The sequence below is a fragment of the Exiguobacterium sp. s163 genome, from assembly GCF_018617135.1.
GTDB classification, from domain to species: domain Bacteria; phylum Bacillota; class Bacilli; order Exiguobacteriales; family Exiguobacteriaceae; genus Exiguobacterium; species Exiguobacterium profundum.
Window position 1 is genome coordinate 104,514 of record NZ_JACSJN010000006.1, and the last position, 21,619, is coordinate 126,132.

General features: G+C 47.8%; 20 protein-coding genes and 1 other annotated feature. Of the genes, 19 read left to right on the plus strand and 1 reads right to left on the minus strand.

Annotated elements, in window-relative coordinates; genetic code table 11:
- Nucleotides 1-13 precede the first annotated feature (13 nt).
- Nucleotides 14-1,699 (minus strand): formate--tetrahydrofolate ligase, encoded by a 1,686-nt coding sequence (locus KNO71_RS14520; RefSeq protein ID WP_214689136.1) that lies wholly within the window; start codon nucleotides 1,697-1,699, stop codon nucleotides 14-16.
- Nucleotides 1,700-1,943: 244 nt separating this feature from the next.
- Between KNO71_RS14520 and KNO71_RS14525 the strand changes: the two genes are divergently transcribed.
- The 19 genes from KNO71_RS14525 to KNO71_RS14615 all read left to right on the plus strand — a co-directional run bounded on the left by KNO71_RS14525 (nucleotide 1,944) and on the right by KNO71_RS14615 (nucleotide 21,595).
- Complete coding sequence (locus KNO71_RS14525) at nucleotides 1,944-2,849, plus strand: carbohydrate ABC transporter permease (protein WP_015880804.1); 906 nt, start codon at nucleotides 1,944-1,946, stop codon at nucleotides 2,847-2,849.
- Nucleotides 2,846-3,748: a carbohydrate ABC transporter permease gene (locus KNO71_RS14530; RefSeq protein WP_078146321.1), complete on the plus strand. Its 903-nt coding sequence runs from the start codon at nucleotides 2,846-2,848 to the stop codon at nucleotides 3,746-3,748. Before KNO71_RS14525 ends, KNO71_RS14530 begins: the two co-directional genes overlap by 4 nt.
- Nucleotides 3,749-3,852: 104 nt before the next feature.
- Nucleotides 3,853-4,093: a binding site (T-box leader), on the plus strand.
- A 69-nt stretch (nucleotides 4,094-4,162) separates the two neighbouring features.
- Nucleotides 4,163-5,143: an aspartate--ammonia ligase gene (asnA, locus tag KNO71_RS14535; protein ID WP_214689142.1), complete on the plus strand. Its 981-nt coding sequence runs from the start codon at nucleotides 4,163-4,165 to the stop codon at nucleotides 5,141-5,143.
- Nucleotides 5,144-5,302: 159 nt separating this feature from the next.
- Entirely contained in the window at nucleotides 5,303-6,595 is a 1,293-nt protein-coding gene (locus KNO71_RS14540) for an ABC transporter substrate-binding protein (protein ID WP_196431581.1), read from the plus strand.
- Nucleotides 6,596-6,741: 146 nt separating this feature from the next.
- Nucleotides 6,742-7,926: a right-handed parallel beta-helix repeat-containing protein gene (locus KNO71_RS14545; protein WP_214689144.1), complete on the plus strand. Its 1,185-nt coding sequence runs from the start codon at nucleotides 6,742-6,744 to the stop codon at nucleotides 7,924-7,926.
- Nucleotides 7,913-8,455, plus strand: coding sequence for a nitrous oxide reductase accessory protein NosL (locus tag KNO71_RS14550; RefSeq protein ID WP_214689146.1), 543 nt, complete (start codon nucleotides 7,913-7,915; stop codon nucleotides 8,453-8,455). The genes KNO71_RS14545 and KNO71_RS14550 overlap by 14 nt, the downstream gene beginning before the upstream one ends.
- A 3-nt stretch (nucleotides 8,456-8,458) precedes the next feature.
- Complete coding sequence (locus tag KNO71_RS14555; protein ID WP_214689148.1) at nucleotides 8,459-9,250, plus strand: ABC transporter permease subunit; 792 nt, start codon at nucleotides 8,459-8,461, stop codon at nucleotides 9,248-9,250.
- The gene (locus KNO71_RS14560; RefSeq protein WP_214689150.1) at nucleotides 9,247-9,966 is read left to right on the plus strand and encodes an ABC transporter ATP-binding protein; all 720 of its coding nucleotides are present in this window, start codon (nucleotides 9,247-9,249) and stop codon (nucleotides 9,964-9,966) included. The genes KNO71_RS14555 and KNO71_RS14560 overlap by 4 nt, the downstream gene beginning before the upstream one ends.
- A 63-nt stretch (nucleotides 9,967-10,029) precedes the next feature.
- Entirely contained in the window at nucleotides 10,030-11,490 is a 1,461-nt protein-coding gene (locus KNO71_RS14565; protein WP_214689152.1) for an MDR family MFS transporter, read from the plus strand.
- Between the two features lie 226 nt (nucleotides 11,491-11,716).
- Nucleotides 11,717-12,484 carry a M48 family metallopeptidase gene (locus KNO71_RS14570; RefSeq protein ID WP_214689154.1) on the plus strand — a complete coding sequence of 256 codons (768 nt, stop codon included), beginning with the start codon at nucleotides 11,717-11,719 and terminating at the stop codon, nucleotides 12,482-12,484.
- Nucleotides 12,485-12,689: 205 nt separating this feature from the next.
- Entirely contained in the window at nucleotides 12,690-13,778 is a 1,089-nt protein-coding gene (gene tnpB, locus KNO71_RS14575) for an IS200/IS605 family element RNA-guided endonuclease TnpB (protein WP_214689156.1), read from the plus strand.
- Nucleotides 13,779-13,912: 134 nt separating this feature from the next.
- Entirely contained in the window at nucleotides 13,913-14,338 is a 426-nt protein-coding gene (locus KNO71_RS17875) for an ankyrin repeat domain-containing protein (RefSeq protein WP_214689158.1), read from the plus strand.
- A 103-nt stretch (nucleotides 14,339-14,441) separates the two neighbouring features.
- Nucleotides 14,442-16,193 (plus strand): sensor histidine kinase, encoded by a 1,752-nt coding sequence (locus tag KNO71_RS14585; RefSeq protein WP_214689160.1) that lies wholly within the window; start codon nucleotides 14,442-14,444, stop codon nucleotides 16,191-16,193.
- Nucleotides 16,190-16,900 carry a response regulator transcription factor gene (locus KNO71_RS14590; protein ID WP_015880816.1) on the plus strand — a complete coding sequence of 237 codons (711 nt, stop codon included), beginning with the start codon at nucleotides 16,190-16,192 and terminating at the stop codon, nucleotides 16,898-16,900. The genes KNO71_RS14585 and KNO71_RS14590 overlap by 4 nt, the downstream gene beginning before the upstream one ends.
- 15 nt (nucleotides 16,901-16,915) lie before the next feature.
- Nucleotides 16,916-17,629, plus strand: coding sequence for a purine-nucleoside phosphorylase (gene deoD, locus KNO71_RS14595; RefSeq protein WP_015880817.1), 714 nt, complete (start codon nucleotides 16,916-16,918; stop codon nucleotides 17,627-17,629).
- Between the two features lie 121 nt (nucleotides 17,630-17,750).
- Nucleotides 17,751-18,896 (plus strand): MFS transporter, encoded by a 1,146-nt coding sequence (locus tag KNO71_RS14600; RefSeq protein ID WP_214689162.1) that lies wholly within the window; start codon nucleotides 17,751-17,753, stop codon nucleotides 18,894-18,896.
- Between the two features lie 150 nt (nucleotides 18,897-19,046).
- The gene (locus KNO71_RS14605) at nucleotides 19,047-20,432 is read left to right on the plus strand and encodes an aldehyde dehydrogenase (RefSeq protein ID WP_015880819.1); all 1,386 of its coding nucleotides are present in this window, start codon (nucleotides 19,047-19,049) and stop codon (nucleotides 20,430-20,432) included.
- Between the two features lie 153 nt (nucleotides 20,433-20,585).
- Nucleotides 20,586-21,296: a Crp/Fnr family transcriptional regulator gene (locus tag KNO71_RS14610; RefSeq protein ID WP_214689166.1), complete on the plus strand. Its 711-nt coding sequence runs from the start codon at nucleotides 20,586-20,588 to the stop codon at nucleotides 21,294-21,296.
- A gap of 179 nt (nucleotides 21,297-21,475) precedes the next feature.
- Nucleotides 21,476-21,595 (plus strand): cytochrome c oxidase subunit 2A, encoded by a 120-nt coding sequence (locus tag KNO71_RS14615; protein ID WP_224863290.1) that lies wholly within the window; start codon nucleotides 21,476-21,478, stop codon nucleotides 21,593-21,595.
- The last annotated feature ends 24 nt before the right edge of the window (nucleotides 21,596-21,619 follow it).

Genomic DNA, 21,619 nt, shown 5'->3' on the forward strand with positions numbered 1-21,619 from the left:
TGTCATCCCCCTATTAGAAAAGGCCGATTGCTTTTCCAGATTCGTCAATTCCCATATTGAGAGCCGCTGGATGTTTCGGTAACCCTGGCATCGTTAACATGTTGCCAGTTAAGGCGACAAGGAATCCTGCTCCCACTGAAGGTTTTAATTCGCGAACGGTGATGGTGAATCCTTGTTGATAACCGAATTTTGAAGGGTCGTCTGAGAGGGAGAACGGTGTCTTCGCCATACAAATGGGAAGGTCCGACCAGCCGTTCGCCTGCACATCTTTCATTTGCTTTTGTGCTTTGGTGGTGAACACGACGTCTGCAGCACCGTATACTTCTCTCGCAATGGTTTTAATCTTTTGTTCAATTGAATCGGTCAACTCATATAGAGGCGTCAGTTTACTTTCGTTCGACTCGACGGCGTCAATGACTGCTTCGGCCAATTGTCGCCCCCCAAGCCCGCCGTTTGCCCACACTTCGCTGAGCGAAGCACGAATACCGTGTGCCGCACACCAATCAAGAACGGTTGCAAGTTCCTCTTCTGTATCTGAATTGAAACGGTTCAATGCGACGACCGTAGGCAGACCGAGTTTTTTCATCGTATCGATGTGTTTGGCGAGTAATTTTAATCCTTCGCCGACTGCACCGACATTCTCGATGTGAAGTTGATCTTTTGAAACGCCACCGTGCATTTTTAGAGCACGAACGGTTGCAACGAGTACGACCGCATCCGGATTCAAATCACCGACTCGAGATTTGATATGACAGAACTTTTCTGCCCCGAGGTCGGCACCGAACCCAGCTTCTGTCACCACATACTCCCCAAGCTTTAATGCAGTCTTCGTTGCGATCAATGAGTTGCATCCGTGCGCGATGTTTGCGAACGGTCCGCCGTGAACGAGTGCAGGCGTTTGTTCGAGCGTTTGGACGAGGTTCGGTTTAAAGGCTTCCTTCAACAGTAACGTCGCCGCCCCGGCCGCCCCGATTTGTTCTGCCGTGATTGGTTCTTTTTGATGGTCATAGGCGACTACGATTCGCTTGATGCGTTCTTCGAGGTCGTCCAATGAATCGGCCAGACAGAGAATCGCCATGATTTCCGAAGCGACGGTAATATCAAATCCGTCCTCACGAGGGACTCCGTGAGCAGGACCACCGAGACCGACCGTGACATGACGAAGTGCGCGGTCGTTTAAGTCAAGGACACGCTTCCAGACGATATGTCGGACATCGATCCCAAGGTCGTTTCCTTGATGCAAGTGATTGTCGATCATGGCACTGATCGTATTATGGGCCGATGTGATCGCATGCATATCACCTGTGAAGTGGAGGTTGATGTCTTCCATCGGAAGAACTTGACTGAAGCCACCACCAGCAGCGCCACCTTTTAGACCCATCGTCGGACCGAGTGAAGGTTCGCGCAGACAGACGATTGCTTGTTTATCCAACTGGTTCAACGCTTGTCCGAGACCGACTGTTACCGTTGATTTTCCTTCACCAGCTGGTGTCGGATTGATCGCTGTGACGAGAACGAGTTTTCCGTCTTCCTGCGTTTTCACACGTTCGAGGACATCGTAAGAAAGTTTCGCTTTATATTTCCCGTAAAGATCTAGATCATCTTCATCTAATCCGATTTTTGCTGCGATGTCCTTAATCGGCAAAGTTTTAGCTTGTTGGGCAATCGTAAGGTCAGATAGTGGTTTCGTCGTTGTCATTCAAAAAGCCCCTCCGTTTGTCGAACGATATCTTTTTAATCTCTAAAAATCATTCGGGTATTTCGGACTAAAATATGAATCAAGGCAAAACATATTCAATCCGTTCGTAATATCATTGATTTTATCATAACTCATCACGCCTTCAAACTCATTCATTCCGTTCAATATTTTCCACCCTTTCCGTCAAATGTATCCGTTTTCATAAAAGGTCTGACACGGTACATTGATAGTGGAGGCGATACACATGAATGAGACTACTAAACGGACGAAACGCAGAAGGAATTGGAAGAAACCTGCGAGTTTTATAGCATTTGTCGGACCTGCTTTTCTGGCATTTGTCGCAATCGTACTCATCCCATTTTTTAATGGCATTTACTATAGTTTCACTGACTGGAACGGTGTCACCGGAGAACTGAACTTTGTTGGATTGGATAACTATCATCGCTTGTTCTTTGAAGATGAGCAGTTCCGCGCTTCTTTTTGGATTACGACGAAATATACGCTTGTGTCTGTCCTATTGACGAATATCGTCGGTTTCTCATTAGCGCTATTATTGACGATGAACATTAAGACGCGAAACTTCCTACGCACGATTTTCTTCATGCCGAACTTGATCGGTGGCTTAATTCTCGGGTTCATCTGGCAGTTCATTTATGTAAAAGGATTTGCCTCGATCGGTGCGTTGACGGGGTGGAGCCTGTTCGAATTACCATGGCTCGGAGATGCGCAAACGGCATTTTGGGGAATCGTGATTGTCGCCATCTGGCAAGGTGGCGGGTATGTCATGGTCATCTACATCGCGGCGCTACAAAACGTGCCGACTGATTTGATGGAGGCGGCACGAATTGATGGGGCGAATCGTCTTAAGATGCTCCGCCATATCACGCTACCGATGATTATGCCATCGATTACCATCTGTTTGTTCCTGACCATCTCTTGGTCATTCAAAGTGTTTGATACGAACTTGTCGCTCACGAATGGTGGACCATTCAAATCGACCGAGATGTTAGCCTTAAATATCTATACGGAGTCTTTTGTGAATAACAATTATGGTCTCGGGTCAGCGAAGGCGGTCATCTTCTTCTTGGTCGTGGCTGCGATTACGGTGACGCAAGTGTACGTGACGAAAAAACGGGAGGTGGAAGCATGACGACGGAAAAATTGGAACATGTCGAGAGAAACGTAGAGAAGACACCGAAGCGCATCCCGCAGCGTCCACTTCGCCCGGGAACGTATTCTTGGAACCTTGGAATTATTGAGCTCGTCGCCATCTTGCTCGGACTACTCTATTTGGTCCCGTTCTATTACGTTGTCGCCAACTCGTTCAAATCGATGGCTGAAATCTTTACGAATACGTCCGCCTTACCGAACGAGTGGTTGACCTCAAACTATACAGAAGCATGGGAAGCGATGAATTATGGACGTGTCTTTTTGAACTCCCTTCTCATCACGGTCGGAGCGAATGCGGTCATTGTCATCTTCACCTCGATGGCGGCATGGAAACTCGTTCGGACGAAACATTGGGTTTCCACAATGATCTTTTTCTTGTTCGTGGCAGCGATGGTCATTCCGTTCCAGTCCATCATGATTCCGCTCGTGAAAGTTTCGAGTATCCTCGGTCTGTTGAATAGTCATTGGGGCCTGATCGTCATGTATCTAGGGTTTGGGTCTGGTATCTCAGTGTTCCTCTATCACGGATTCATGAAGTCGATTCCTGAGGAGATTGAAGAAGCCGCCATCATCGACGGTTGCTCGACATGGGGTGTCTTCTGGCGCATCGTCTTTCCACTTCTCAAGCCGATCACGGTGACAATCGTCATCTTGAACAGCCTATGGATTTGGAATGACTTCTTATTACCATCGCTTGTTCTTCGTGATGTCGAGTTACGGACCATCCCGCTCGCGACATTCTATTTCTTTGGACAGTACACGAAACAATGGGATTTGGCATTAGCAGGTTTAGTGTTAGGAATCGTTCCCCTTCTGGTCTTTTTCTTCGGCATGCAAAAGCATATCATCAAAGGGATCACAAGTGGTTCGATTAAATAACCCTCCCAAGGGAATCCTCCGTTCGCTACACGGAGGATTATTTTTTTTGAAAAAAATCGTTGACATTAATCTGAATATTTATAATAATGAACTCAATTCAATTGTGAACGACGTCGAAAGGACGAGTACACGAAGGTAGTGAGCCAAGCGATCCGGGGGTGGTGTGAGCCCGGTCTTAACCCTTCGTCGAAAAACTTCCTGGAGTCGCTACCCGAACGCTTTGCCAGTAGACGTAGCCGGACCGCTCCCCGTTATCGGAGTTACGAGATGATTGTCTCGAAAAAGTGAGTAGATTCGTCTACTAATTTGGGTGGCACCGCGGAACCGAAGTCTTCCGTCCCATGTTCGATGGGAATGGAGGGCTTTTTTTCATGGCTTCATTTTCAAATATTCCACAATTGGAGGAAACGGAAAATGACAACAGCAACAAGCACGATGAAAGAAAGACAGCAGACGATTGCAGCAGTAAAGGCACTCTTTGAGGAGAAAGTCTCACGTGAACTCGGACTGATTCAAGTACAAGCACCGCTATTCGTCGAGTCGGCGAGTGGGGTCAACGATCACTTAAACGGCGTGGAGCGTATCATTCAGTTTGATACGATGTATCCGGGACATGAACTTGAAATCGTTCAGTCACTCGCGAAATGGAAACGTGAAGCGCTCGGTCGTTACGGATTCGGTGTCGGTGAAGGATTGTACACTCAGATGCGTGCCATTCGACGCGACGAAGAACTCGACGCGACACATTCTTTATTCGTCGACCAGTGGGACTGGGAACGAGTGATTGCTCGAGAAGAACGGACGATGGAATATTTGAAAGCAACGGTGGAGTCGATTTACGCTGCGCTCCGTGAAACAGAAGCAGAAGTAGAGAAAGCGTACGGTGTTGAAGCGATTCTTCCGGAAATGATTCATTTCATCACAAGTCAGGAGTTGGAGGATACGTATCCGACCATGACGCCGAAAGAACGTGAAACGGCTATCTGTAAAGAGTACGGTGCGGTCTTCATCTCACAAATCGGAGATCTTCTCGCTTCAGGTATGAAACACGATGGACGAGCGGCAGACTATGATGATTGGTCGCTCAACGGAGACATTCTCGTGTGGCACCCTGAGCTCGAGTCAGCATTTGAACTGTCATCGATGGGCATTCGTGTCGACGAAGTGGCACTTGATGCGCAACTGAAGAAAGCAGATGCGGAAGAGAAGCGCGCGTATCCATTCCATCAAGGCGTGCTCGAAGGAACGCTTCCTCTTACAATCGGGGGCGGAATCGGCCAATCACGTGTCGCGATGTATCTGTTGCGCGCACGTCATATCGGGGAAGTGCAAACATCGGTCTGGCCGCAAGAAGTCATTCAGTCGTGCCAAGAAGCTGGCATCAGCTTGTTGTAATATAATAAGAAGAAACACGGAACAGGACTCGAAAAAAGAGTCCTGTTTTTCTGTGCAACATTTTCCACCCTATCCGTCAATTTTGACACCTACATTGTGGAAGCGTTTTCATTTAAAGTTGAGTTTGTAAAGATGGATAAGGTTAAGGGAGGAAATGAGATGAAACGGAAGTGGAAATTGTCTACAGCGGTCATGACGGCTGGAATGGTCTTATCACTCGCGGCTTGCGGCGGCGGATCACTCACGGACGAAGGTTCTTCTGAAGGGAATGCAGATAGTGGCGACAAAAAAGACGTCACGTTAAACGTCTTCCAATTCAAAGCAGAGATTGCGAAAGACCTTGAAGCGATGGCAAAAGAGTATGAAGAGGAGACGGGTGTGAAAGTCACGGTTCAAACCGTCGGTGGTGGAGCAGACTACGGTGCGGCCCTCAAATCACAATTCGCCTCAGGAAATGAACCGGATATCTTCAACAACGGTGGATTCACGGAAGCACAAACATGGAAAGACAAATTAGAAGACCTCTCGAGCGAAAAATGGGTCGGAGATTTGACAGAAGTCGCCAAAGAGCCGATGACGATGGACGGTAAACTGTACGGAATGCCAATGAATCTCGAAGGTTACGGATTTATCTATAATAAAGAACTATTTGAAAAAGCGGGAATCAAAGAATTACCGAAAACACTCTCGGAACTGACAGATGCTGCTGAGAAACTTGAGCAAGCGGGAATCACACCGTTCTCTGTCGGTTATGCAGAGTTCTGGATTTTAGGAATCCACTTGTTGAACATTCCGATGGCGCAACAAGACGACCCAGATGCATTTATTCAAGCGCTCAACGAGAATAAAGCGAAGTTTGAAGACAATGAGCAGTTCCAAGAGTTTTTGAAATTGTTTGATTTGACGATTAAATACGGAAACAAAAATCCGTTGACGACGGACTACAATACTCAAGTCACACAGTTCGCCCAAGGAGAGACGGCAATGCTCCAACAAGGGAACTGGGCACAGCAAATGATCCTCGACGTAAATCCAGATATGGAGATGGGCTTCGTCCCGATCCCAATCAATGACGATGCGGAGAAGATGGACCGACTTCCAGTCGGCGTCCCGAACAACTGGGTCGTCAACAAAAACTCGAAGTATAAAGAAGAAGCGAAAGACTTCTTAGAGTGGATGGCGACGTCGGATACAGGAAAAGACTACATGGTCAACAAGTTCAAGTTCATCCCTGCCTTCAAGTCGATTGAAGCCAACGACCTTGGACCACTCGCAGACGATATTTTGGCATATTCGAATGAAGGGAAGACCATCTCTTGGAACTGGTTTAAGTATCCGGATGGTGCCGTGAACGAATATGGTGCCCTCATGCAGGCATATGTCGGTGGACAAAAAACAGGTGAAGAGATGCTTCAGGACTTCACGAAAGTATGGCAAGATAAAGTGAAATAAGCATGGCACAGACGGTGAAACGACCCCTTCACCGTCTGTGTTTTTTTTATGAAGAAATTGTCACAGGAATCCCATATAAACCACACACATACCGGTGGGGGTTTCAGTAGAATGGATGTTGTAAGCGCTTATGAGAAGGAGGGGGCATGAAACGAATATTGAGTTGTATCCTATTTTTGTGTTGGGCAACACAGGTAGAGGCGGCAGAACACTCGATTCCGTTGACTGAACCTATCGTCATTGAGTCGAATGAGCATGTGGATGGAGGCGGAAAAACATATACGAGTTGTGGCCAGCCCGCATTTATCATGCGTGGAACCGGTGCTGTTCTCGAACGTGTATCAGTACAACAATGTGAGAACGACGATGTACCAGCCATCCAAGTATCTGGTCTCGGACATCAACTGCTTGATGTGTCGATTGAGTCTGCGGGAACAGGAATTTCGATTGAGGATAGTTACGGGGTTCGTGTCACACGAATGGCCATTGATGGGAATGGACAGGCAGATGGGATGGTAATCCTCAATAGTGAAGCGACCGAACTGCAAGGTGTTGTAGTGAAGGACGTGCGAGATGGGATATACATAGAGAATGGATCTCAGCATACGATTGTTCGACCGGTCGTTTCGCATTCACGCTACGGCATTCACTTGATGTTTCCGACTGACGTGGTGATTTCGGTGCCCGAACTCCATCATAATTTGACCGGTGCGATGATTATGGGAACGAATCGAGTCGTCTTTAAAAATGGGAATGTACACGACCAGTTCGGTGGAACGGCGACGGGGCTGATGCTCTATGAGGCAATCGACACGACCATCGAGATGACGAATATATCTGGAAATCATATCGGCTTGTTCGCGGAGCAGTCGGCAGGAACGATTCTTGAACGGAATACGATTAACGGCAACGATATCGGCTTTCAATTCAAGCAAGCAACGGGGATGATGATTCTTCAAAATAACCTGTTAGGAAATCGTGAACCGGTGACGATGGTCGAGTCGCATGACAACGTTGTACAAGGAAATGTCTGGGGTGGGACGACGTTGGACCTAGATCGTGACGGGTATAGCGAAATCCCATTTCAAACCGAACCGTATTTGTTCTTATTAACCGATTCATATGAAGCGCTAGAATTATTGTACGGGTCCCCGGGACTTCTCCTGTTAGAAAACATTCTGAGAAGTCCGAACGATGTATCGTTGACGGACCTTTCACCGCAAACCTATACAGCAAGGTGGGAGTGGAACGGTTCGATTTGGAATTTAGGGAGTATCATGTTACTTATCATCATTTGGATATTTGGGAGGAAACGACATGAAATCGTATAAACAAGTAGCAGGATTATTATCTATCGCAGGACTATCATTGGCACTCGGGGCATGTTCGAGTGCATCGGCAGAACCGTTTGAAATCAAATGGGGCGAAACAGAGTGCGAAGTGTGTAAAATGAAAATCATGGATAAGCAGTTCGCAGCGGAAGCCATCATGGAAAACGAAAAGGGATATGCGTTTGATGACATCGGTTGTCTCATGCGTGATTGGTATCCTGAACAAAAAGAAGAAGATATTGCTGCGATGTACGTGAAAGATTTCAATACGAAAGATTGGGTCGAATTAGACGAAGCGATTTTCGTGTACGACAAAGAATCAAAAACACCAATGGCGTACAATATTCTCTCGTTCGCAAAAGAGGCTGATGCTGAAGCCTATATCGAAGAGAATGGTGGAGATATGATGGACTTCGATCAATTGAAAGACCATTCGTGGGAGCGCGGCGAGATGCACATGAAGATGGATGGCGAAGGCTCAATGGATCAAGATAGCGAAATGGACATGGATACAGAAGAAGGGCAATAATCGATGTCACTGTGGCGAATGGAATGGGCGCGGAGTCTGAGACAGCGTGAGAACTATGTATTTTTAGTTATATGGATTCTCACGCTCGTTCTACTCGGAGGACTTGGACAAGCACTACCGGTTGCTGCGGACTATACAAACGTAAGTGCAACGCTCATCACGGTGCTCGGTCTGTTACTTCCTCTTTTCATCTTATTGACGACAGCGCTTCATTGGGGACAGGAACAGGAATCGAAGCGATTGAATCTCCTCTCAACATTTACCTATCCTAAATGGAAGTTGATTTTTGTCCGATTCAGTTCATTTCTCGTGACACAAGGACTTATTCTGCTGTTGGCTTTCCTCATTGCTTCGCTCGTTGTCGGACAATCAGGTAAGACTTGGATGATTTTGTTTTCCTACGCGATTGGATTAACAATCTACGCGACAGCGCTCGGAACCTTGCTTGGACTAATCGCGCGCAAGCGGATTCGAGCGATGTTACTGGCCTTCCTCACATGGACAATCCTCGTGTTGCTTTGGCCAACGCTTCTCGTGACCATCGTTTCCTGGCTTCCTTACGGTATGCAAGTGAACGGCATGATTGTGGCGCTGTTTCTGAATGGATTTGACTTGATGCGTGTATGGGCCAGTACGATTGTATCCTCTTCAGATGTGTTTGGGGATGTCTATCTCCATCTGTTGAATTGGATGCATCGACCGATTGGCTATGCAGTAGTTTGGGGTGTTTTACTTACGATGAGTGGTTTCTTGTTAAGTCTTGCTTCAATCATAGTTTGGAGGAAATCGTCATGATTCACTGTATGGACGTAGGGAAAAAATATGGTGATACGTGGTCACTTCATCCTATTCATGAAGAAATCATGCCTGGGCGAATCGTAGCGCTATGTGGAAGCAATGGTACAGGGAAATCGACGCTGTTGAATCTGATGAATGGTACGATTCAACCAAGTACAGGTGTCATTCAATTGAACGGCTATACGATCAAGCAACGTAGGCGATACAATCAAAGCTTCGGATATATGCCGGATGACTTCTCTTTTGACGATGCATGGTCGGTTGATGAGACATTTTCCTATTACTCCATCTTGCAGGGAGCCCGTCCGAATCCTGAGATTCTTCGACGAGTCGGTCTAGATGAGCATAAGCAGAAGCGCGTCTCCGAGCTCTCAAAAGGGATGCGGCAACGTCTCTTGTTGTCTCAAGCTCTTGTGAGCGAACCAGACATCCTGTTGTTGGATGAACCGACGAACGGACTCGATCCGCTGTGGATGCATACGCTCAGCGAACTATTACGACAAGAAGCTGAACGGGGGGCGACCATCGTCTTTTCAACTCATCAACTAGATGTTGCCGCCATGTTGTCAGATGAAGTCTGGATGATGCGAGCGGGTGCTGTTTGTGGGAAGGTATATGTCCAAGATGAACAAGCCGCATATGAACGACTAAGAGAATTCTTTTTCGAATCGAAAGATGACACTTGTCAAATGGACGCGGCTCGCACAAAATAATAGACAGTTGAAGTGGTGCTCGGAACCTTCCGACGCCACTATTTTTTTGGGGAGATGAAACGAATGAGAAAAAATGTGACGGTTGCCCTCTTACTGGCAACCTTTTTGGCAGCGATTGAAGGGACAGTCGTTTCGGTTGCGACACCGGTCATCGTCAGTGAGTTGAACGGGGCGACACTCGTCAGCTGGGTATTTGCCGCCTTCTTACTCTTTACGGCGGTTTCGACACCGATTTATGGAAAAGTGGCAGACTTATTCGGGCGAAAGCGTGTCCTGTTGTTTGGAATCGGGTTGTTCACCGTGTCTTCATTGTTATGTGGGTTAGCGACATCGATGGAACAACTCATTGTCTTTCGGGCGCTGCAAGGTCTCGGGGCCGGAGCCGTGCTTCCGATTTCGATGACGATTATTGGAGATTTATATAAATACGAAGAGCGTGGGAAAATTCAAGGCATTCTAAGTGCGGTCTGGGGTGTATCAGGTGTGCTCGGTCCCGTTATCGGTGGATTTTTGGTCGAAACGTTGTCTTGGCGTTACGTCTTCTTACTAAACGTGCCATTTGCGTTACTCTCGTTTATCATGATTATCGTCTTTTATAAAGAAACCGTCGCTGAAACGAGCGAACGGATTGATTTGAAAGGTGCTCTTTTGTTCGCTGGAGGAACGACCGCGTTTTTATACGCCTTGATCACGTTCAGTGAAACGAATGAATGGACGACGACCATCGTCGGAAGTGGCGTGCTTAGTATTATTTTATTAGGAGGATTCTTCCTATCGGAAAGAAGAGCATCCTCTCCGTTATTGCCGTTTGATTTGCTCAAGCAACCGACGATTGCGACTATCAACGGCTCAGTCTTCTTTGCGGCTTGGGTGCTCGTTTCGATGTCAGCTTACATCCCGATTTGGGCGCAAGCCGTATTAGGAAAAACAGCGACCGAGGCTGGATTCATGTTGATGCCGTTGTCTGTTGCATGGACATTCACATCGATTATCGGGGGACGGACACTCGGTGTGGCCTCCCCGAGACGTCGCGCGTTGGTTGGTATGGGGCTACTCGTCATCGGAACGTTCACGTTGACACTTTTATCTCAATCAAGCTCGGATTTCTGGGTATATAGTGCGGTGGCTTTGATTGGGGTAGGGTTCGGATTGTCGCAGCCGATGTTTATCGTCGTCTTGCAAACCGTCGTTTCCTATCAGCAACGAGGAACGGCGACTGCAACCAACTCCTTCTTAAGTACGGTCGGTCAAACGCTCGGTGTAGCAGTCTTTGGAGCCGTCTTTAACTTTGTCGTACTCAATGATTTTAAAGAAAGCAGCTCCTTATCCCAAGTGTCTTTGGAAGACTTCTTCAATCAAAGTGTGACGGAGACGTTAAGCGCGTCTGTCCGTCTACAAGGTGAACAGATTATTGCGACCGGACTAAACAGTATCTTCATCGGGGCGATGATTGCGGCCGTGATTGCATTCATCATCGCAACCCGTTTGCCGGCCCGCCCACCGGAACCTTCACAGCGTTCGTAAAACAAGGGTATGATGAAGGAAAGGGAGGCGAACCGACATGAAACGTCAAATTGGGATTGTGACACTATTGTTTCTTATGGGATGTACGCCAGAACCGACGAACGAAAGCACGGAGCCACCATCCGCTAGAAACTGACGAATCCGTCAGTTTCTATATTTTTCATTGTTCCTTCGAGAAAGAACGGTACAATTAAACATGTATTTTGGAAAAAGAAGGAGAAATTAGATGAATCATTCAAACTTGGTGCATAAACGAGAAAATTTATACTTCTCATTATTAGTCGCAGCAAGCGTACTCGTCTTGATTTTAGGAATCGTACTGTTCGGTCTTTTCTTGTGGATCATCGGGACGATTGTAGCACTCTCAATGTTTACGCACTGGATTCAGATTGGGTACATTCGGACGAACGGTGTCAAGGTGACGCCTCGTCAGTTCACAGATCTTCATGAGCTGGTTCAACGCGTCGGGGCTGAGATGGGGATTCGGTTGTTGCCTGATGTGTATATCTTACAGGCCGGTGGCGTGTTAAATGCTTTCGCCACGCGATTCTTCCAAAAGAATATGGTCATCTTATATTCTGATGTCGTGGAATTGACACGTACTGGACAGACGAAAGAAGTCGAGTTTGTCATCGCACACGAATTGGCACATATTCGTCGCAACCACGTTCAAAAACAATGGGTTGTCTTACTTGGTAGCATCATCCCGTTTTTAGGATCCGCTTATTCGCGTGCTTGTGAATATACGTGCGACCGGATGGCGGCGCATTATCTTCAAGATTTTGGAGCGGCGAAACAAGCGTTGACCGTACTTGCGATCGGGGGACCGCTCGCGAAAGAAGTGAATGAGTTTGACTATCTGTATGAAGCGAGCCGAGAGAACGGATTCATCGCGAAATATAGTGAACTGTTGTCGACGCATCCGACGTTACCGAAACGCATCGCAGCGATTGCGACACATGCGGGCGAAGAAAACGTACCGGTCTTTAACTAAATCAGGCGAGAATTCTCCCTCCTCTAAGCGTCTCGGGGTGTGGCCCAGCGTAGGTGGGAGATGAATCGCCCGGTCCAAAACTCTTCTCCCCCTGTGACAGATGTGACGAACAAAGGTTCGTGATTCCGTCAGATTCTTCCTCTCCCTCCGCGGGTATCGGATGAGGAGGACACATCACGATCTTCGAAAGGGAGGAGGGACGGACATGCTGAAAGGCTACAAATATAGGCTCCACCCGACGCCGGCACAGGCCGAGTTTCTCATCAAGACGATCGGCTGCGCCCGGTTCATCTACAACAAGCTGCTCGAGGACCGCATCGCCATCCGCAAGGAGGCGAAAACGGGGAACGGGACGAGACGGAAACCGGCGACACCCGCATCCTACAAGCCCCTGTTCCCGTTCCTCGCCGAGGCGGACAGCCTCGCGCTCGCGAACGCGAAGTTGAACCTCGACACCGCGTTCGCGAAGTTCTTCGCTGGGACGGCCGGCTTCCCGGCCTTCAAATCGAGACGGCGGTCGCGCGCCTCCTACACGACGAACAACCAGCACGGCACGATCCGCATCGAGGCGGGCAAGGTCCGGCTGCCGAAGGTCGGGTTCGTGCGGTTCACCCAACATCGTCCGTTCGAGGGCGTCATCCGGTCGGCGACGGTTTCGATGACGAGGACGGGCAAGTTCTTCATCTCCCTCCTCGTCGAACAGGAGGATGAACCATGGATCCCAGCCAAGAACAAGGTCGGGATTGATCTTGGCCTGGAGCACTTCGCCGTCATGACGAACGACGCGATGGTCTCGGAGAAGATTGACAACCCCCGACTCCTCCGGAAGTCCGAAGCGAAGGTCAAGAAGGCACAGCGAGCTTTGTCACGCAAGAAGATCGGAAGCAAGAATCGTGAAAAAGCCAAATTACTTCTGGCAAAGAAACACGAAAAGATCGCCAACCAACGCCAGGACTTCCTTCATAAGCTGTCGAGACGGATCGTTGACGAGAACCAAGTCATCGTCGTGGAGACATTGACATCGAAGGACATGATGAAGAACCACAAGGTAGCGAAATCCATCGGGGATGTCAGTTGGTACGAGTTCGTCCGACAGTTGGAATACAAATGTACCTTCTACGGACGGACGCTCATCAAGGCAGACCCCTGGTTCGCATCGACCCAAATCTGTTCCACTTGCGGAGCAAAAGGCGAGAAGAAGACGATGGATGTCCGTGAATGGACGTGTGCCTGTGGCGCGCATCATGACCGTGACATCAACGCAAGCCTCAACCTATTGATGTTGGCCGACTAACAACCATTCAGGGCAGGGACTGCCCGACGAGCTTGGTAAACAATCGTGGCTGGTAAGAGCACGGTCTTCCCAAGAAGCTCCCACTTCAATTTGTGAAGCAAATAAGTGGTGAGTAGTTCACAACAGCGGGATATGTGAAAGCATCTATCATTTCGATGATTCTATTGACTGTCATCGGAAACGGAGCCATCATCGCCTTACTCGTCATGAACGATGATTTATCTGATTTTGTCGCATCGGCCATGAGCGAGGATTTCGAAGAGGATTGGGAAATGGAATTAGGGGAGCCGATTCAAGAATTGACATTCATGAATGCGAGTTATGAAGAAATTGAAGCGGAATTGGCAAACGTGACGGACGTGAACATTCAAGACGAATATGGGGAAACACCACTCCATAACTTGTTCTATAATGACGACATCGATCCTGAGACGGTCCGTCTCTTACTTGATCACGGTGCAGACGTGACCATTGAGAACGAAGAGGGGATGACACCGATTGATGTGGCGCGAGAAATGGGACACGGTCCACAACTCATTGATTTAATGGAATCGTATTAATCGTCGCGTAATCCTTGTTTCGAAAGAAACGAGGATTCTTTTTTAGGATTTTTGCAAACGTTTGCATAGTGCGTGATATACTCATGAGGTAGGGGGGATAGCGGTGAATAGCATTCGGACAAAGTTAACGGGAATGATTGCATTGACCATCATCGTGCCGGTCATTATCGCGACAATCATTTCATTTTGGTATGTGGAGGATCGAGAACGTGAACGCGGTCTAGAAATGACGGAATGGTCGCTTGAACGGGGAACACGTCAGATGGAACGCTATATCTCTGACTTGAGTCGCTTGCCGACGAGCCTATACGCGGATCGTGACGTATTGGACATATTGGAATACGGACCGGGCCTGTCGTTGAGAGAAACGGAGATTGAAGTGCGACGAGCGCTCCTCGCGATGTATTTGTCCCGGGAAGACGTAGCGCAAATTCAGCTGTTGATGCTTGAAGACATGGATTCATTCGCAGCGTATAAAATGAAAGTATCGCCACGTTCCAAAAAAGAGCCGAGCGCTGTCCAACGACAGTTGTTGAATAATCCGAAAAGTCGTGTCCTGCTTGAAGCGTCACATCCGCTCATCCCGTATCATGATTTCGGACCAATCATGACGCAAGAAGATGTCGTCACCCTCCATTTCAGACTCGACAAAATTGAAACGAACGAACCGCTCGCGATTCTGTCGCTCGATATCCCGGAAGATTTGTTCATCGGACAGTTGGCTTCTCTTCAAAATAGTCCGGAGGAAAGTCTATGGTTCGTTGGTGAGGACAATCGTGTGTTCGCCCATCTTGGAGATGGCGAGATTCCTTCTTCGTTTCAACCGAGGTCGCTCTCGACCGATGGAAAACATCATCAAATCACGAAAACGTTTGAGTTCGACCATCAGCAGTTCTATGTCGGGAAGTCGATTCCAGATCAGCTCTTGACTGAGCCGGCTTCACGAACATCGTTCATTATTTTGTTAGTCGGAATCATCTCCCTCATTCTGGCGTTGATCGGCGCCACGTACGCCTCGATGAAACTGACGACTCCAATCAAGACGTTGACCTCGAACATTTGGCGAATTGAGCAAGGCGATATGACGGTCTCGTTCGATTCCCTTGGAAATGATGAGTTCGGCGTACTCGGGAGACAGTTCAAGCGGATGATTGAGCGAATCGATGATCTGATTCAACGGGAGTATAAGCTTGCCTTAGAGAACCGAACGAATGAACTACGTGCCTTACAGGCGCAGACCAATCCGCATTTCTTATTCAATGCGTTACAGTCGATCGGTACACTCGCTTTAAAGGGAGATGGCAAAACCGTCTATCGATTGATCACACAACTCTCTTCGATGATGCGATATACGATGCATCCAGAAGAGTCGATGGTCACGCTAAAGAGAGAAATCGAGCATTTGAACTCATACATTCGCCTGCAAGACGTACGTTTTCCAAATCAGTTTCAAGTGAACGTTTCAGTCCCTCAGGACCTTCATGAACTGATTGTTCCTAAGATGATTTTACAGCCGCTCGCAGAGAACTTTTTCAAACATGGGTTCGAGCGAGACGGCTCGGCGTTGGCGAATCGATTTGACGTGATGGTCTGGATGGAAGGGGCGACACTCGTGATTCGCTGTGAGAATAGTGGACGTTCTTTGACGACGGAAGAGTGGGAACGGGTCATGTCACGGATTGAACAAGGGGACTCGACATTTTATGACACAGAGGGCACAGGATTACGAAACATTCGTGATCGACTCATGTTAAACTATAATCGGGAGGCAGAATTTATGTTGGCTACACCTGAAACAGGCGGTTTTCGAATCATGATGCGTTTCCCGGCAACGGATGAAGGGGTGGCATCATGACGAAAGTGTTGATTGTAGATGATGAATCTCCGGTAAGGGAAGCGGTAAAATTACTCGGCGAATGGGAACGGTTCGGTGTGAAGGCTGTACTCGAGGCGAAGAACGGGCTTGAGGCAAAGGCGCTCATCGAGCAGGAACGACCGGCTTTAATTCTATCGGATATTCAAATGCCACATTGTGATGGAATCGAGCTGATGGAGTGGGTACACGACCACGCTTCATTCTCTAAGCTCGTTGTGTTGACAGGTTACGATGAGTATTCGTACATGCGTCGGGCCATCCAATACGGAAGCTTTGATTATCTGTTGAAGCCGATCGACCCCGATGTATTAAACGATACGTTGTCACGCGCGTTAGCGGACGTGGTGAAGGAGTCGAGTGAAGATCCGATTGCCCAAATCGGGACGTATATTGAACAACACTTTGCGGAAGAACTGAGTTTGCAAGGAATGAGTGAACGGTTTTACTTAAGTCGGGAGTATATCTCACGACGATTTAAACAACAATATGGCGTGAATCTATCTGAGTACGTGTTGACGATTCGGATGAACGAAGCAAAGCGCCTGTTAGAAACGAGTAGACAGCGTATCTATGAAGTCGCCCAAGCAGTCGGCTTTTCGGACGACAAATATTTCCGAAAGGTCTTTAAAAAACAAGTCGGTGTTACTCCGAACGAATTTCGGGAACAAGTTCAACGACAAGCTTAAAGGAGGAATTCAAACATGAGTGTACACATTGGAGCTCAAGAAGGACAAATTGCAGAAACGGTATTACTTCCAGGGGATCCGCTTCGCGCCAAGTATATCGCGGAAACGTTTTTAGAAGACGTCGAATTATATAACGAAGTTCGTGGCATGTACGGCTTCACGGGAACATACAAAGGAAAACGCATCTCAGTGCAAGGTACAGGGATGGGTGTCCCATCGATGTCGATTTACGTGAATGAACTCATCATGTCGTACGGTGCTAAAAACTTGATCCGTGTCGGAACAGCGGGCGGAATTCAAGAAGATGTTAAGGTACGTGACGTTGTTATCGCGATGAGCGCATCAAGTGAAATGGGACAAAACCGTGTCCGTTTCAACGGAATGGACTATGCGCCAACAGCGACGTTCGACCTCCTACATCGTGCGTATATGAACGCAGAGAAGGCGGGTATCCCGGTCAAAGTCGGACAAATTTTCACGGCCGACCAATTCTATCAAGATGATTTCCATCACTTCAAGAAATGGGCGGATTTCGGTTGCCTCGCGATCGAGATGGAAGCAGCAGGTCTTTACACGCTTGCAGCGAAACACAAAGTGAACGCGTTGACGATCCTCACGATCTCTGACCACTTGTTGACGGGTGAAGAGACGACTTCAGAAGAGCGTCAATCGACGTTCGATGAAATGATTCGTGTCGCTCTCGACACAGCCGTCGAAGTGACAAACTAAGCGATTTTCCCTATAGCCTCTGGCTGTAGGGATTTTTTGTGTCTAAACCCATTCATCCCTATGAAACGGTTGGAGCTCCAGCTAGACTAAGAATAAGATCACGGGAAAGAGGAATTGTCCGATGAAAACTCCACCACGTTTTATATTATATGCCATCGTATTTTTTGCCTTTTTTGATTTGTTCGCCCAACTTCCGATCATGAGCACGTTTGCGGTATCCGTTGGCGCATCTTCGTTTATCGCTGGCTTGTCCATTGCGATCTATTCGTTGACGAACACGTTTGGAAATATGTTATCCGGTATATGGACTGACAGGAGTGGTCCGTATCGGGTTTTGGTTCTCGGCTTGTTTCTGACGAGCTTCAGTTTACTGGCTTATCAATTCGTCGACTCAGCATCCACGTTGCTGTTTGTACGGTGTGTTCACGGCTTTATGGCCGGGCTCATCGTCCCAGCTGCATTTACGCTGTCGGCGAACGTCACCGCGATGAACCGTCAAGGTAAGAAAGTCGCCATTACCGGTAGTTTCGTCGGGTTAGCTGCCATCATCGGTCCAGCGTTCAGCGGGATCATCGCTAGCATCACATCGCCACCGACTGTCTTTTTATTCGTCTCTTTATTTGGTTGGGTGATTCTCGTCGTGACGATTGTGACGATGCGAGGAAGTCAAACGGTCGAAACAATAAGAGAAAAAGAGAGGACACAGGAAAAGCCGGATCCGAAAGTCATTCGGGCCTATTGGGGTGCTTTCTTCCTCATGTTTTCTCAAGGGGCACTCGCCTTTTTACTACCGCTCCACGTACAGGAACTTGGATACGATTCAAGGTTGAGCGGGACGCTACTTAGTATGTTCGGCGTGGTCGCCGTCCTGTTCTTTTTATTACCGACGAATCGATTGTTCGATCGATTCTCGCCAACAAAGTTGACCGCACTTGGGGTGGCCATGATCGGGACGAGCCAGGTGTTAATTGGACAATCTGGTGTAGAAACAAGCCTATATGGGGTACTTGCCTTATATGGTATCGGGTTTGCGATTTTATTCCCGGCCATCAATACGTTGTTGATTCAATCGACCTCTCCACAAAATCGAGGGAAAGCATACGGGGCGTTCTATGCCTTTTTCTCTCTCGGAACGGTAGCGGGGTCATCATTCTTAAGTGTTCTTCCACTCTCGATCGTCCAGCAGTTCACACTGACCGGCTTGATTTTAGGGAGCGCAAGTCTGCTCTTTCTCATCAGTGCGCGAAAAAGAGTACGGATGTTTTGACACGAAGGAAGCAATCGATTACTCTATGATTAAACGTTTAAACATTTAAACGCTTTGTATGTAGTGAATCGATGAAAGCGTTTTTTTAGATTCGCTTTCCACGCGATGATACAATGAAATCAATGTGATGAATCATAAGGAGGAAAGTTCATGCTGGCACCGATTGAACAGTTGACGATTGACGAGTTAGTCCAAAAACAGCGCCGCTTCTTTAAAACACAGGCGACAAAATCGATGGCATTTCGTTTGAGCATGCTGACGTTTTTAAAGGAGTCCATCAAGCATTATGAAGCGGATTTGCTAGAGGCGCTTCGCGAAGATTTGAACAAGTCCGAACTGGATGCATACACGACGGAAATCGGATTTATTTACGACGAGATTTCACGAACGACGCGTGAATTGAAGCGGTGGATGCGTCCGAAGCGTGTCCGTGGAACGGCCATCCATCTTGGAATGAAGAGTGAGATTCAATATGAGCCGTACGGTACGGTGTTGATCATCGCTCCGTGGAACTATCCATTCCAATTGGCTGTTGCGCCGCTTATCGGTGCGATTGCGGCCGGGAATACAGCCGTTGTCAAACCTTCAGAATTGACGCCGAATGTGGCGCGTGTCCTGACACAGGTGCTCGAGCGTGCCTTCACCGATCGATATGTGGCAAGTGTCGAAGGGGATAAAGACACAGCGCAAGAACTGTTGGCACAAAAATGGGACTATATCTTCTTCACGGGATCGACGCAAGTCGGTCGAATCGTCAATCAGGCGGCAGCGAAGCATCTGACACCAGTCACGCTCGAACTAGGTGGGAAATCACCAGTCATCGTTCACGGAGATGCGAACGTCTCCATTGCGGCAAAACGTGTCGCCTGGGGGAAATGGATGAACGCCGGTCAAACATGTGTCGCACCAGACTATGTACTCGTCCACGAATCGCAACAAGACGCATTTTTAGAAGCGATTAAACAAGAGGCGTTTGCGATGTTTGGGAATGGTGTCGGCACGAAACGATACACGCGCATCGTCAATGAATCGCACTTCGACCGTTTGTCTCACTATTTGACAGAAGGAGACCTTGTGTTCGGTGGAGAGACGAACCGAGATGAGCTTAAAATTGCGCCGACCGTCATGACGAATCTTCATGAAGATGCTGATGTGATGAAAGATGAGATTTTCGGTCCGATTTTACCAGTCATTCCATATCGTCAATTGGACGAAGTGATCGAGTTCATCTCGGACCGACCACACCCATTGGCGCTCTATCTCTTTACTGAGTCGAAGGACGTGGAGAGAACCGTCATGAAGCACCTTTCCTTTGGTGGCGGGTGCGTGAACGATGTCATCATGCATTTGACGAACCCGAATCTACCGTTCGGTGGAGTGGGCGAGAGCGGAATGGGAGCTTATCATGGGCGAACGAGTTTTGAGACGTTCAGTCATGCGAAGTCTATTTTAAAGAATACGACGAAATTTGATTTACCGGTCCGGTATCCGAACTTCAAACCGGCTGAACAATTGATTCGACTGATTCAACGATGAATCGATCAAGAGATTCGGGGTCACACCCGAATCTTTTTATTTTCAAAAGATTGTTTGAAATGTCACATACTTTTATGATACTCCCTGTCACACTCCTGTATAATAAAGTCATAAATGGAACGGACGAATGAAACGTGGAGGGAGCACCGACCTATGTCAATGCAATGTGGAACGACCCAACCGAACAGTTTTGTATTCTCAGACGAAACGAAACAGCTGTTACTCGAAATGATGACGCTTCAACATCACCCAAAAGCGAGTATCGTGTGTTGGGAAGGTGAAAAGTGTGATAAGTTCTTTTACTTGAAGAGTGGTTCTGTCAAATTCACGAAAATCACGAAAAAGGGAAATCCACTCGTCATGTTCATGTATGGATCGGATGATTTCTTTGGTGAGTTTGACATCGTGGAGACATTCCCTAGTTCGTATAGCATCGAAACGACCGAAGAGAGTACCATCGGGACGATTTCAAAACGAGAGCTAGAGTCGCTCATGCAGCGCGATATCCGTTTTGCCGGAGAAATCTTGCGCTGGACATCGATGATGCGTAAGCACTCCGAGATGAAAGTGCGTGACTTATTGTTGTACGGAAAACCTGGGGCATTGGCTTCGACGTTTCTTCGAATGGCCGCGATGCATGGAGTGGAGGAAGAAGATGCAATCGTGATTCCTCGTCATCCGTCTGACGGAGAACTCGGACAACTGATTGGTGCACCGCGTGAGACGGTGAATCGGTTGATCAGTCAGTGGCGAAAAGAAGGGGTCATCAGCACAACTACGAAATCAATCATCATTCGCGATGTCGACTTTTTAAAAGAGCTGTGCCATTGCGAAGGCTGCCCGGCAGGAATATGTCGTTTATAAACCGCCCCATGTGGAGGCGGTTTTTTTTGTGGATTGGTTTTGTACAAATGTGAACTTTATGTGTTGAAACTACGCAAAATTGATGTGATTGTCACTTTTTGAGTGATAAATATCACATATTATCGCCTAAGCGATTGCATACAATAAAAGTGGAAAAACAAGCGAAAGGGGTCTTACACGTGGAACATAAAGATGGGCAAGAACCGAATTTAAAAGGAACGTTCACATCGGTCATGATCGTGGCGGGTGTCATCATCGCCATGTGGTCATCAGTCTTTTACTTATTCGTCACTCGATAAGAATTCAGGGGGGAGGGTTTCATT

Excerpts from the sequence above, each read along its gene's own strand:
- KNO71_RS14520 (WP_214689136.1), bottom strand. The coding sequence starts at position 1,699 with ATGACAACGACGAAACCACTATCTGACCTTACGATTGCCCAACAAGCT.
- asnA (WP_214689142.1), top strand. The coding sequence starts at position 4,163 with ATGACAACAGCAACAAGCACGATGAAAGAAAGACAGCAGACGATTGCA.
- KNO71_RS14570 (WP_214689154.1), top strand. The coding sequence starts at position 11,717 with ATGAATCATTCAAACTTGGTGCATAAACGAGAAAATTTATACTTCTCA.
- KNO71_RS14525 (WP_015880804.1), top strand. The coding sequence starts at position 1,944 with ATGAATGAGACTACTAAACGGACGAAACGCAGAAGGAATTGGAAGAAA.
- KNO71_RS14560 (WP_214689150.1), top strand. The coding sequence starts at position 9,247 with ATGATTCACTGTATGGACGTAGGGAAAAAATATGGTGATACGTGGTCA.
- KNO71_RS14600 (WP_214689162.1), top strand. The coding sequence starts at position 17,751 with ATGAAAACTCCACCACGTTTTATATTATATGCCATCGTATTTTTTGCC.
- KNO71_RS14590 (WP_015880816.1), top strand. The coding sequence starts at position 16,190 with ATGACGAAAGTGTTGATTGTAGATGATGAATCTCCGGTAAGGGAAGCG.
- KNO71_RS14605 (WP_015880819.1), top strand. The coding sequence starts at position 19,047 with ATGCTGGCACCGATTGAACAGTTGACGATTGACGAGTTAGTCCAAAAA.
- KNO71_RS14555 (WP_214689148.1), top strand. The coding sequence starts at position 8,459 with ATGTCACTGTGGCGAATGGAATGGGCGCGGAGTCTGAGACAGCGTGAG.
- KNO71_RS14540 (WP_196431581.1), top strand. The coding sequence starts at position 5,303 with ATGAAACGGAAGTGGAAATTGTCTACAGCGGTCATGACGGCTGGAATG.
- KNO71_RS14610 (WP_214689166.1), top strand. The coding sequence starts at position 20,586 with ATGTCAATGCAATGTGGAACGACCCAACCGAACAGTTTTGTATTCTCA.
- KNO71_RS14550 (WP_214689146.1), top strand. The coding sequence starts at position 7,913 with ATGAAATCGTATAAACAAGTAGCAGGATTATTATCTATCGCAGGACTA.
- tnpB (WP_214689156.1), top strand. The coding sequence starts at position 12,690 with ATGCTGAAAGGCTACAAATATAGGCTCCACCCGACGCCGGCACAGGCC.
- KNO71_RS14530 (WP_078146321.1), top strand. The coding sequence starts at position 2,846 with ATGACGACGGAAAAATTGGAACATGTCGAGAGAAACGTAGAGAAGACA.
- KNO71_RS14545 (WP_214689144.1), top strand. The coding sequence starts at position 6,742 with ATGAAACGAATATTGAGTTGTATCCTATTTTTGTGTTGGGCAACACAG.
- KNO71_RS14565 (WP_214689152.1), top strand. The coding sequence starts at position 10,030 with ATGAGAAAAAATGTGACGGTTGCCCTCTTACTGGCAACCTTTTTGGCA.
- deoD (WP_015880817.1), top strand. The coding sequence starts at position 16,916 with ATGAGTGTACACATTGGAGCTCAAGAAGGACAAATTGCAGAAACGGTA.